Source organism: Paenibacillus sp. NPDC058174 (assembly GCF_042883865.1).
In the GTDB taxonomy this organism is placed as follows: Bacteria; Bacillota; Bacilli; order Paenibacillales; family Paenibacillaceae; genus Pristimantibacillus.
The window spans coordinates 525,818-538,616 of record NZ_JBHVUY010000001.1 but is presented as its reverse complement, the minus strand read 5'-3'; the positions used below and the strand labels follow the sequence as shown (position 1 = coordinate 538,616).

11 protein-coding genes are annotated in these 12,799 nt (G+C 45.5%); 1 reads left to right on the top strand and 10 read right to left on the bottom strand.

Annotation, left to right across the window (positions count from 1 at the left end; genetic code table 11):
* Positions 1–26 precede the first annotated feature (26 nt).
* Positions 27–770 carry an SDR family NAD(P)-dependent oxidoreductase gene (locus ACFVVF_RS02440; protein WP_387805057.1) on the bottom strand — a complete coding sequence of 248 codons (744 nt, stop codon included), beginning with the start codon at positions 768–770 and terminating at the stop codon, positions 27–29.
* 239 nt (positions 771–1,009) lie between these two features.
* Complete coding sequence (locus ACFVVF_RS02435) at positions 1,010–1,573, bottom strand: TetR/AcrR family transcriptional regulator (protein WP_387805055.1); 564 nt, start codon at positions 1,571–1,573, stop codon at positions 1,010–1,012.
* A 132-nt stretch (positions 1,574–1,705) separates the two neighbouring features.
* On the opposite strand from ACFVVF_RS02435, the gene ACFVVF_RS02430 reads away from it, so the two are divergent.
* Positions 1,706–2,902: an alpha/beta hydrolase gene (locus ACFVVF_RS02430; RefSeq protein ID WP_387805054.1), complete on the top strand. Its 1,197-nt coding sequence runs from the start codon at positions 1,706–1,708 to the stop codon at positions 2,900–2,902.
* Between the two features lie 113 nt (positions 2,903–3,015).
* Here ACFVVF_RS02430 and ACFVVF_RS02425 read toward each other — a convergent pair whose 3' ends face one another.
* The 8 genes from ACFVVF_RS02425 to ACFVVF_RS02390 form a co-directional block, all read right to left on the bottom strand.
* Positions 3,016–3,267 carry a YolD-like family protein gene (locus tag ACFVVF_RS02425; RefSeq protein ID WP_387805052.1) on the bottom strand — a complete coding sequence of 84 codons (252 nt, stop codon included), beginning with the start codon at positions 3,265–3,267 and terminating at the stop codon, positions 3,016–3,018.
* Positions 3,268–3,494: 227 nt separating this feature from the next.
* Positions 3,495–5,537, bottom strand: a complete 2,043-nt coding sequence (locus tag ACFVVF_RS02420) for a serine hydrolase domain-containing protein (protein WP_387805050.1) — start codon at positions 5,535–5,537, stop codon at positions 3,495–3,497.
* Between the two features lie 630 nt (positions 5,538–6,167).
* A complete protein-coding gene (locus tag ACFVVF_RS02415; protein ID WP_387805048.1) occupies positions 6,168–6,359 on the bottom strand; it encodes a hypothetical protein in 192 nt (63 codons plus the stop codon).
* Between the two features lie 152 nt (positions 6,360–6,511).
* Positions 6,512–8,008, bottom strand: coding sequence for a malate:quinone oxidoreductase (locus ACFVVF_RS02410; protein ID WP_387805047.1), 1,497 nt, complete (start codon positions 8,006–8,008; stop codon positions 6,512–6,514).
* A gap of 400 nt (positions 8,009–8,408) precedes the next feature.
* Positions 8,409–9,407, bottom strand: coding sequence for a serine hydrolase domain-containing protein (locus ACFVVF_RS02405; RefSeq protein ID WP_387805045.1), 999 nt, complete (start codon positions 9,405–9,407; stop codon positions 8,409–8,411).
* 36 nt (positions 9,408–9,443) lie between these two features.
* Positions 9,444–10,265, bottom strand: a complete 822-nt coding sequence (locus tag ACFVVF_RS02400; protein ID WP_387805043.1) for a MerR family transcriptional regulator — start codon at positions 10,263–10,265, stop codon at positions 9,444–9,446.
* Positions 10,266–10,460: 195 nt separating this feature from the next.
* A complete protein-coding gene (locus tag ACFVVF_RS02395; protein ID WP_387805042.1) occupies positions 10,461–11,396 on the bottom strand; it encodes a sugar phosphate isomerase/epimerase family protein in 936 nt (311 codons plus the stop codon).
* A gap of 29 nt (positions 11,397–11,425) precedes the next feature.
* On the bottom strand, positions 11,426–12,796 hold the full coding sequence (locus ACFVVF_RS02390; protein WP_387805040.1) for a family 4 glycosyl hydrolase: 1,371 nt from the start codon (positions 12,794–12,796) through the stop codon (positions 11,426–11,428).
* Between the last annotated feature and the right edge of the window lie 3 nt (positions 12,797–12,799).

Genomic DNA, 12,799 nt, shown 5'->3' with positions numbered 1-12,799 from the left:
TCTACCTCCCTCTCTGGCTCATTCTCTTACCACTGGCCGGCGCTTTGACCTCCATCAACATGAAGGATGTCTCCGGTTACGAACGGAGCAGCTTCCAGATAATTAATGGCATCAACAATATGCTGAACCTCGCCCATCCGGCCCACTGGATGTAATTTACTCAAGAAGTCATGGGTTTCAACCCCATGCATTGGCGTCTTGATAATACCAGGGGCAACAGCGTTCACCCGAATGCCTTTGTCCGCATATTCAATCGCCAACGATTTCGTTGCCGCCGCCAAACCGCCTTTGGTTAATGCAGCTAATACAGCCGGCACGGCTTTGATAGGCTGTTCAGCAACTCCGCTTGCCGTAATATTCACGATGTGACCGGAACCCGTCTTGAGCATCTCGATTATTGCCAATTGAGTAATGCGGAAAAATCCGGCTACATTAATGGAGAGCACGGATTCGAAATCTTCAATCGTGTATTCGGTAAAAGGTTTGGAGATGAAAATACCCGCATTGTTGATAAGGGTATCGATACGGCCAAACCGTGCGAGTGCCTCTTGGATCAAGCTTTCTGCGACTTGAGGATTGGAGATGTCGCCAGCAACATAAGCGACATGTTCACCTGTCGGATCGATTTCTTTTGCTGCCTCTACCAACGCATGTTCACGACGGCCATTGATGACGGCATTTCCTCCCCGTTTCACCCAGTCTATAGCTGCTGATTTCCCAATGCCGCTGCTTCCACCTGTAATCACTGCCACTTTATGCTGAAAAGTCATTTTACTCAGTCTCCTTATTTACTATCCGCAGATAGTTTATATTTGATTAAGACGATACCCGCTTCATTTCAAAGCTTTAGCGGTTATTCATCCATCGGCGGTTGCCGTGAACTCATCATATAATGCATACTGCCATCTTGCATAATACGCAGTTAAGATGTCTGCCATCTCGTTTTCAGATAGTTGAGTCAGAATAATAAAAAAAGAAGGCCTCACGTAGAGAGCCTTCCGTCTTGATTTCATCTTTCAAATAGAGATGTGTTAATTACTGCTTTATAGTATCCATCCATTGCTTCTGCTGTTATTTTTTGATTATTGTTTTTTATCCACCAAGCAGCAAGCCCCGATATTGCATTTCCTACTATTTGCACTAAAATTTCCTTGGGAATAGGAAGGCTTGTACCGTTTTCCTCCATCAAGCATAAATCATTGTACAGCATATCCTTCATGCGATTTTCAAAAGAAATCTTAAAATATTTTGAAGATTCAAGGCATTCAAGGATGGTCAAAGCAAACTTATAATCCCAAGCACCAATCATACATTGGAACGGTTTAACCAGATGTTCAACTGATGTATATTGCTCAAATTTTTGTTGCATGTTCTCCACACAGCAATTAAGCAGGTGATATTTATCCTCGAAATATTTGTAAAAGGTGGTTCTGTGAACCATAGCTTCTTCGCATATCATGTTCACCGTTATCGCTTCAAATTTGTGCTTATTTTCATCTATTAAAGTTAATAGTGCTTTGCTTAAATGAGTTTTGGTTCGAATGGATCTAAGATCCTCTTTTCTTTTTGACATTTCGCTACACTCCGCCCCTAATTGTAGACTATCTGACGTTATTCAAATGTTTAACTCTTGTTCCGTTATACATATACGATTATAAATAAAGCAGATCATTTTTGTATAACCGATTCTGAAAGGGGTAATCGTATGAACAGCATTCCGAAATCGAACTACAATTGGAAAAGAAAAATATTCCCAGGATTTGTTTATTCACTTCTATTTCTTCTTCTCCTGCTTCTTCTAGGTATACATTTCCCAAGCATACCTTATATCGGAGAGCTCGGTACAATCTCTATGTCACTTTTTTCTATCCACTTGGTTTTAGCGGCCGTCATGGTTGCTTTACTTTCGATATGGATAGTAAAACTCAGAGGAAAATGTCAAGGTTTAATTGCTATGGTCTGTTCGTTAGTCTGTGTAGTTGGTTTCATAATACCCATACTGAGTATACTTCAAGTTGCTCATCAGAATGATGTTCCTATATCTTGGGCAAACACTCTGAAAATTCAAATTGACATGGGCAAACCAGATTTGAGTAAGTCAATCCGTTACACAACAGTAGACGATAAAGATTTATTTATGGACATTTCGATGCCAATCGATTCCATAACCAATGACCGAACTCCTGTCGTATTAATTCATGGCGGCGGTTTTGTATCGGGCACACGCAATCAATCGCCCTCATGGACGAAATTTTATCTGGACCGCGGATACGTCGTTTTTGATGTCGATTATCGACTAGCCTCCCCCGGCTATGTGACATGGGATAAGGCTGCTCCGGATATCGCTACAGCGATTGTATGGATCGGCCAGCATGCGAAAGATTATGGAGTCGATATGGACAAACTGCTTATTGCCGGGTCATCGGCAGGCGGGAGCTTAGCCCTGCAGGTCGCTTATGGGATAAACGATGGCACCTTGACCGCTTATGAACCTGGAAAGCTCTATGATCCAAAGGCAGTCATAGCTGTATACCCCGCTCAGGATATGACCACGATCTGGAATGAGGGTACTCATTTCTTTGGGATGAATGGTGAAACGTTTCTCGGTGCCTATATAGGAGGCTCGCCTCTGGAAAAACCGGAAGCCTATCATGCTATCAATATTGGAGAGCATATTTCAATCCATACACCGCCTACACTTTTACTCGTTGGCCAAAACGATCACCTTTTACCATATAACGGTCAAGCGGCCTTTGCGAATTTGCTCAAATTAAATAATGTCCCTTATGAATTTGTCTCTATTCCTTATAACGACCACTTTTTTGATGCGGCTCCCGGCAGTTTGGGTTCGCAAATCTCACAACATGCAGCAAATGAATTTCTTAATACGTATACAAAATAGAATAAAGCTCTTCTGGACAATGCCAGAAGAGCTTTATTCTACTGCTCATTCCAAATATCATGAATGAAATGATTCCATTTTTCAATTCATACACAGTCCAAACTTAACTAGTTCTAATATCTTGGATAATTGACGCTCATAATATCCATGAATGGCACTTTATCGGTTCCTTCTTCTGTTTCTACATGAACCCTGCCGGTTCTGGAATCCATCTTCGAAATATATCCTTGAACAGGTTCTTCTCTGCCCCAGACGGACAGCACAATGACCGATTCCTCTTGAAATGCTTCAGAAAGCTGGTTTCCTAATTCCTCTAATACAAATTCGTCACGTGTTGGTCGTTTTGGTACTTTTGCTTTAGCCATAATTGTATAATCTCCTATCTGATCTTACAGCTGTCGTTAAGACTCCGCCTAAAGAATCACCCATTTATTTTCTAATATGTACGATAACGGTGCACCGCGCAAAATAAGCATCACTATTTATTATAACAGGTGTTTGGAGATCAACCAATCCTAATCGGCTTGTCTGTAATAAATAGAAAAGAAGCCAGCTGCCGCAGCTGGCTTCTCTTTAATAAGTTTTATGAGTGCTATTTGGAAAGTGAAATTCCGAAGGACGAACCGGCATTTCCGGCAAATACGATAAATCCGTTTTTAGGAAGCACGACTTCATTTTTGCCGCTGATGACTGTGTTATTAATCAGAGTGCCATTCTCATCGTACACCATAAAACCGCCTTTTTCAGGCATCGCAACTTTTAATTTCTTGCCAGCTGCGTTTGCTGGAATGGAGAACCATCTTGCATGGCCGTTTGCTTGTATCGTAGCGACTGATGTTTTACCTGTATAGAGCGGCTTGACTCCATCCTGGCTTACATATAATCCGCCTCTTATCTCGAAGTACTCGATCCCAGCTTCTTTAAAGAATGTCACTTCTGCTGTATCCCGGCCTGCAACTGCAGGAATTTGATGTTGATTTTCCGCCGTGTTTGGACCCGTTATTTTCATATTGAACAAATAGCCTTCTGCACTGGTTTTTATGGAAATAGGAGCTGCCAGCAGGTTCATATAAGCGACAGAACTGTATTTCTCATTGACAGCAAAGTACAGCTTTCCTTCTCTTTGTGCCCATGCATCTGCTATTTCTTTGCTAAGTGCTGCAGGCTCAGCTTTCTCTCCGTTATACTGAGAAAATGCGAGTTGTCCCAATCCGGGTACCGAAATGTATTGACCCATCCACAGATAAGTACGTCCGTTGCTTTCTTTGACGAACCGAATTTTATTAACGCCCTCTTCATCGACAAAAGAACCATCTGCGGTGTAAATAAATTTTTGTCCTAGTAAATTAAGTTCACCATCTTTGATTTCTACTTTCCACTGATCCAGCATTGTGTTGTAATAGCCTGCGAACGCTGCTATATCCTTCGGCATATCCGCCTTCGTTGGTTTTCCGAATGATTTATCCGGCTGAATCTCTTTAACAGCACCCTTGTCTTTCAAGGATTGAAGCAGCAGTTGTGTTGCAAACAACTGATTCAGGGAGCTGCTTCCGCCTGAAGTGACGACAGCTACCGCCATATTATGTTCTGGAAGCACCACGAGCGAAGAATGGTACAGGGTTGTGTCTCCGCCTTTAACGAGAGCCTTTATCCCGTAATCGTTGAACGGATACAATCTTACACTATCCCAGCCCAATCCATAGTCAATGGAACTATCTGCATCTGCGGACCATAATCCTTTTTTGTACTCCTCTTGCTCCATTGCCTTTGCAGATTTCTCGGACAAAATATCTTTCCGCTGCCCCGTGAAAATTTGAGAGAATTTCACCAAATCATCCGCTGTAGAAAAAACTCCGCCCGTTCCAATCGCATTGGTTGTTTCCGTAGGAAGCTGTCCCGCATAGAAAGGAGAGTACAGCGCTGCGAAGGAATGGGCATCAAGTGCACCTTGCGGTGTCAACGTATTGTCCATACCGAGCGGCTTGGCGAAATATTGATCAATAAATGCAGTGAAAGACATGTTGCTGACTCTCTCTACCAGAATCTCTGATAGCGTAAATCCATCGTTGCAATAAACCGAAAACGCGCCTGGATCCGCTTTTAACTTCTGTGTAGACAACTGCTGGAGCAGCGTATCATGTACATAGGTATCTGGATCATTGAACAGAAAACCGTTGCCCAGAGTCGAACCTTGCAGACCCGATGAATGATTTAGAAGCATACGCGGCGTTATCTTCTTATAACGCTCGTCCTTCATCTTGAAGTCTGTTACATACTGGACGACGGGCGTATCGAGATCAATCTTCCCTTGGTCGACCAGCTTCATAACTGCTGCGGCTGTAAACATCTTGCTTGTCGAACCGATGCCATACACCGTATTGTTTGTTAAGGGTACCTTCCCCGCTTTGTCATTCAATCCGGCATGACCCGATACCTTGATTTTGCCATTGTCGATTAAGGCGTACTGTACGCTCGTCGTACCATACTGCTCAGTCAGAAGAGCGGCTTTCTCAGCGGCAAACTTCTCAATAGATAGCGGTGCTACAACTTCCTGTGTGGCAGCCATCGCCGCGGTCGGCAAAATAGGCGCAAACGCCAAGGCTGTTGCAAGCGACCAAATGATTCTTTTCTTCAAAATCCCTTCACTTCCTCTCTTTATTTGTCTTCCTCATTTTAACATCCCAGTCTTACGTGCCCGTTAACGAAGTCTTAACTCTCAATCATTTCCGTTAAGATAGATATGGATTATAGGTCGGCACGCTGATGGAATTAGGTTCACCTTATGTTGATACGCAGCAGAAGGAAAATAGTTACATTTGGTATGAGCACTATATACTCATTCTAACTAGAAAAGGATTCGCTGCGCGTTTTGGTTCATGCTGCCGTTCTTGATTCCATCGCCACATCGCTTACACGATGAAAAATGGATCGAATCTTCAAAATGTCATCCTGAACTCAAAACGCTCCGCTCATCCTCTCTACCATAAAACCCTGCAAAACGGAAAGAGCCTCAGAATCCTACTCAAACAAAATGTAAAACTGCATGTCGAAATCCATTTATTAGTAGATTTTTTACGTCAAAATGCAAATGTGCAGTTTGATTGGCTTAAAAAGCTCCTTTAGCGTGAAATAGAGAGATTTCAAATGCACTTTTGCAGTTTGAGTGTGGTTTTGGGCCATTTGTGGCTTATCAAAATGTACTTTTACATTTTGTTGCGGATTTGTAGCGGTCAGACGTGTATAGAGAAGAATTAGTCGCATCCAGCTACTTCATCATTCGTCTTAGTTCGTCATACAGCTTACGGTAAATAACAATGTACAGCTTCGGTATGCCGTATAGAATGCCGACGATCAAGACGGATGCAGCAGTCAACAGCACACTGGACCGGGTCGTTAACGTTCCTTTGGACACAAAGATAATCATAAGCAGAACATACGTCGTGAAGACTGCCAGCATGCCGATAGTACGAAGCCGCTTCAGAGCTATCCATCCCCCTTTACACTTAAGGAGCCTACATTATATGCAAAAAAAACGCGATGCTGTAATGACATCGCGTTCTCTCTCTGCATGAAGCAGCATCTATAATTGCTGTATGCTTATTTGAATAACTAGCTGTATACGCGCTCTTTCTCACTTAGGCCAAGCGCCGCTGACGTGGAAGCATGAACCTCACGCAGCAGCTCCGGATTTTTCATGAGCGATACGCCATGAGAAGGAATCATTTCTTTAATCTTCGGCTCCCACTCTTTGCTGTGCTGCGGGAAGCATTTGCTGATCACCTCAAGCATAACGTGTACCGCAGTCGAAGCACCAGGAGATGCGCCGAGCAATGCTGCAATCGAGCCATCCGCTGCAGTGATAACCTCGGTACCGAATTGCAAGGTCCCTTTGCCGGCTGGCGTATCTTTAATAACCTGTACGCGCTGGCCGGCTACGACCAGATCCCAGTCCTCGATCCGGGCATTCGGAATGAACTCACGCAGCTCTTCCATCCGTTTTTCTTTCGACAGCAGCACTTGTTCGATCAGATATTTCGTCAGCGACATGTTTTTTGCGCCAGCCGACAGCATCGTAACCAGGTTATCCGGTTTTACCGAAGTGATCAAATCGAACATGGAGCCGGTTTTCAGGAATTTTGGAGAGAAGCCTGCAAACGGCCCGAACAGCAGCGATTTTTTATTTTCGATAAAGCGGGTGTCCAGATGCGGAACCGACATTGGAGGCGCCCCAACTTTAGCTTTGCCGTACACTTTAGCATGATGCTGCGCGACAACTTCCGGGTTGTTGCACACCATGAAGATACCACTGACCGGGAATCCGCCAATGTGCTTCCCTTCAGGAATACCCGACTTTTGCAGCAAATGCAGGCTTCCGCCGCCGCCGCCGATAAAGACAAACTTCGCTTGATGGTGCTCAACATTGCCGCTAGCATTGCGTACCTTCAAATCCCACGAGCCGTCGCTGGCACGCTTCATATTCTGAACGGAGTGGTTATAATGAATTTCAACATTTTTCTTCTTCAGGTGATCGAATAGAATGCGCGTTAAAGCACCAAAATTGACATCTGTCCCCGTGTCGATTTTGGTTGCTGCTATCGGTTCATTCGATTGACGATCTTTTATAATAAGGGGGATCCATTCCATCAATTTTTTAGGATCATCGGAAAACTCCATGCCTTGAAACAATGGATTATCGGTCATCGCTTCGAAACGCTTTTTCAAGAAATCTACATTCTTCTCACCTAGTACCATACTCATATGAGGCAGTGCCATAATAAAGTCTTGCGGATTACGGATCAGCTTGCTGTTGACGAGATAAGACCAGAACTGCATGGAAAGCTGGAATTGCTCATTAATCTGAATCGCTTTGCTAATATCTACCGAGCCGTCCGGCTTCTCAACCGTGTAGTTAAGCTCGCATAATGCCGCGTGCCCTGTTCCTGCATTGTTCCATTCGTTCGAGCTTTCTTCTCCTGCGCTCTCAAGCTTCTCGAACACTTTAATTTCCCATTCTGGTGCCAATTCCTTCAGAAGTGTCCCTAATGTTGCACTCATAATTCCGGCACCAATTAAGATGACGTCTGTTTTCGTTTCTCTGCTGCTCATTATTACCATCCTTATACCCTAAAATTTGCAGAAAGCATCCAGTCGCTCCTGCTTAGGCCTCTCCAAGCCAAGGCGCAACCTAGTCACACACCTTATTGGTTTCAGTAATCATGTCTTACTATTCATTTGTAGATGAAACTGTCATCAAATAATTATAAGCTATTTACCTGCTGGTGAATAGTGAGAAATCTGACCACAAGGCGACCTTTTTGTGTCGATTTGAAGGACTTCTCTATGGAATGTTCGGTTTTTCCTATTTGAAAAGGCCCATGCGCTATGCATAGGCCTTCTGATTCATTATTTATCAGCACAAGAATTCTGAATGACAAGCCGGCCAGCATACCATTATATGGTATATGACTTTATAAACAGCTTTAATAACTTCAAGGAGCTACAATCGTTATTGCGCAACAGCCGGAATAATCCAATCTCGAATTAATGGCCATCTGTCGGGTGCGTTAGGGAGAAATCCCGACGCAATCGCTACGACAAGCGCTTTATCCGGCACGCAGCAAATGACATTGCCGCCGTCGCCCATAGCTGAATAGGCAAGCATGCCATTCTCTTCGCGCACCCACCACATGTATCCGTATTGATTGGCATTTAAGGCCGTCGATTCGTCAATCCAGCTCCTCGAAATAATCGTCTGACCTTTCCATTCACCGCAGTTCAAATAGAGCTGGCCAAAAAGCGCCATATCCCGTGGAGTTAACGTCAGCCCCCAGCCGCCTGCCGAATGATTGTGAGGGTCGTTAACCCAACCTTTCACCTCACTCCCAAACAATTGATCGAAACCGAATGACGTAACAGGCTCATCCGGAATTTCCCGCATCCCAACGGCTCCGAATAATCGTTCATTCGCAAACTCACGAGCGCTTTTGCCCGTTGCCCGGGTAATGATTGCGGATAGCAGATGCGCCCCTGCAGTTGAGTATTTGAAGGCTCCCAGTGTGCCGTTAAGACCCATAATATCTAGCGCATAACGAGTCCAGTCTGGGCTCATGCACATTTGATCGAGCGGCTCACGCCAATTCTCAAAGGCATAAGGAGCTGTCATCGTAAGCAGATGCCGGATCGTTACTTCCCGCTTCACTCCTGCATCGGCATTTGGAACATATTCTGGAAAAAAATCGAGCACCTTCGCATCGATACTCTCTATATACTTGTTATCGATTGCAATGCCAATGAGCGCGGACATGATACTTTTAGTGACCGATGCCACATGCTGCGCTGTATCCGGGCCAAAGCCGTTGTAATAGTTCTCGTAAACAATAGATCCATTTCTGGCAGCAACGATGCCATTTATAGTGCTGTAGCCGGATTTAATAACGGAATCAAGCGATGAAAGCTTTTCAACATTTACTCCCTTAGCAGCAGCGGCTTCAAAATTTCGGTTCATTGAACTTCCTCCTCTTTGTTCGCTATAAACGCCAAGCTATTGTTTCTTCACGGGAAAATACACCTCAGTAACTCTGTCCTCGGGGAGCGTACAGTGCGGATCGGAGAGATAGCGCTCATATGGCGATTTCTGCAGCACATATCCTTCCCGCTCAATCCATTCCCTGAGCTTCGCATATACCGAAGTCAATTGCGTGTAGGAGCCCTTTAACACCGATTTGGCGCAGAGGCCTCCCGGCATATCCCGCGTTCCTGTAACAGCCTCAGCAATCGGGATTGCAAACTCGGTATCATTGCCGGCCGGATTATATTCCGGGCTGTGATAAATCGTCATGGGACTGCCCTGCAGCGTCAATTTTCCCGTCGCAATCTTTTCATGCAGCCTGCTGAAATAAACGCCATACCCCTCTGCATAATCGTCGCTGCTAAGCTTTTGACGGATCGAGAGCAAATTCATCGGCTCCGTTTCTACAAGCTGCACCTCGATCTGCTGAAGATAGGACATAATCGGGATGCCCTTTTCGACATTAGCGATATCGAGGCTTATTTGCTTAACGGTGTAGGCTGCTGCATCCAGCATCTCCTGAAGCCCTCTCCGCTTGCGATTAAGCGCGCTATACATATTGGCTTCGAATTGATCGGCTTCCCAATTCAGGATGACTCCGATCTCCTCCAGTGAAAAATGATAAGACTTCAGCCTGTTAATCCACAGCATCTTCTCCAACTGGTTGATTGAGTAGTAGCGGTATCCGTTGTCTGTATTAATTTCTTCTGGATGTATTAAGCCAATTTCATCGTAGTATCGGAGCGTCTTGGTGGACACGCCGCAGATTTTCGAGAACTCTCCAATAGACAGCAAGCCGTCATCTCCATTCTTTATCCTTTTACCGGAACAGTTGGATTATCGCCCCAATCCTTTGCTATCTCTCACTATACACCTTCCCCTAAGGGGAAAGTCCACCCCATTCTCTCCTGGCGTGCTGCGACTGTGACCCTATAATAAAAAAGGAGCTGACGCTCATGCAGCGTCAGCTCCCGAATCCTATAATTACAGTTATCTCCCGGCTAAAAGCTCCCTCATTTCATCGACCGATTCCTTAAAATGAGGATATAATCGAAATTCAATCTCCATGTTGACGATACCTTCATAAGCAGCCAGCCACTGGAACACTTCCGTATAAGGAATCGAACCCCAGCCGACAGGCAAATGCAAATCGCCGTAGCCATAAGGCAAATTGCTCATATAAGCCTTGGCGTCATACAGCTTGCCGAAATTGTCATGCACATGCAAGTGCTTTGTATAAGGCAGTACAGATTCAATCGCCTCTTTGAAATCATAACCGTATGCGATAGAGGTTAAATAACAATGACCGATATCGAGCGTGATGCCGACATTGTCTAGTCCAACCTTGCGAATATGCTCGGCTACCGTCTGCGGATGAACGCCATAAGTATAATCATTTTTCATATCATACCAGATATTGTTCTCGACCCCGATGGAAATCCCGGCATCCTTGGCGATAAGGCCCAGTCTCCGCAGCATTGCCACGTCCTCATCCAGCAGCAGCTTGAATAACTCTTCCCGCTTCATACGGCCATATTTCGGAAAATAATGCTGCTCCAAGTTGTGATCCGTCAACTGGGCGAAGGAGCTGTGATAAATGATCGTATCGGCGCCAATCGCTTTGGACAGCTCGATTCCCGCTTCGAAGACGATCTCGTAATCCCGGCCTTTCGACCAAGACATCAAGTTCAATTCATAAGGCAGATGCATCGTGTAATTCAGCTCGAATTTGTCCAGCACTTCACGCACCCGGGCCAGACGCTTCGGATGCACCTGACCGCCGATTACGACATCAAGTCCGTGCAATATCAGCTCCGCGTAGTCGCATCCCGCCTCAGCGATGTAACCGAGATGGCGCTCCAGCGTGTCAAGATCGCCATTTACCATATCTGCATTCAGACTGATTCCAATTCCTTTTACATTCATGCAGCGGCCTCCTGCTCCAGGAAATTGTCTTAGTTCCATTCTCCAAGAATGTCTGCGTATGCTTCGAGATAATCGTTAACAAGGCTTTTCGCCATGGAGTACGAGTTGACAAGCGGGTGAACCATCAATGCCCTGATTGCAGCATCCTTCGATTTGTTCAGTACGGCTTCTACCGTGTAGCTTTCGAACAGCTTCACATTTTTCATCAGCTGATAAGCATGCTCAGGCAGCTTTTTCGGTGTAACTGGAACAGCGCCTTGTGCCGTCATCCGACATGTAATCTCCAGCACGTCGTTTTTGTCGAAGCCTTCAACCTGGTCGCCTGCCGGGATGTTCAGTACGATATGCTTCTCAATGCCTTGATTCATCGCCCGTGCGAAGTCCAGCATGACGCCTGCATAACCTAGCGTGTTCGGCATTTCGAGCTTCTCATCCTCGGCTGGCTGTTCGATAGGCCCTTTGCTCGTCTCGATCGCCATGTAGGAGGACTCGCGTTTATGCATAAACCGCAAGTAGGTTTGAAGCGCTGCTTCCGGATCAGCATCGATGTCCATCTCTCCAAGCACACGCAGCATCTCCGCATTGTTCGCTTCAACGAATTTGGCGCGTGTATCGCCATTCTTCATGATGTTCTCAACAGCCTGCTCACGGTTGTAGTAGTAGTACAGGTATTCGTTCGGCAGTAACTTGAGCGTATCGATCAGCTCCGGATCGAACATTTTGAATTCGCCAACCTTCGCGATGAACGCTTTGTCTGATACGAGCTCAGGCAGCAATTCTTTGCCGTCCTGCACGATGCTTGTAATCCACGAGAGATGGTTCAGACCGACAAACTCAACGTACAGCTCGTCCGGATTTGCACCGAGCGCTTCAGCAATACGGATCTTCGTCGAGCTTGGCGTATCACAAATGCCGATAACGCGGTCATAGCCGGCTGTATGAAGCGCTTGGGATACGAGTCCGGATGGATTCGTGAAGTTGAATACCCATGCATTTGGAGCGATGCGCTTAATTTTCTCACAGTAGTCGAGCAGTACAGGAATCGTACGAATTGCCATCGAGAAACCGCCAGGGCCAGTCGTTTCTTGGCCGATAACGCCATGCTTCAAAGCAATTTGCTCGTCGATGACGCGGGAACGGTCATTGCCGACGCGAATCGTCGTAATGACATAGTCCGCTCCAACCAAGGCTTCCTCAATATTGTCGCTGAATTCCAGCTCCATGTTCAGGCCGCTTTCCTTCACGACATGCTTGCAAAGCTTCCCGATAATTTCCAGCTTCTCACGATTAACGTCATACATCACGAATTTTGTAATGCCAATATCTTTAGCCAGCATCGTTAAGCTTTTTGTGAAAAATACTGCGCGAACACCCGCGCCTCCGATTAGTACCAATTTCATTTG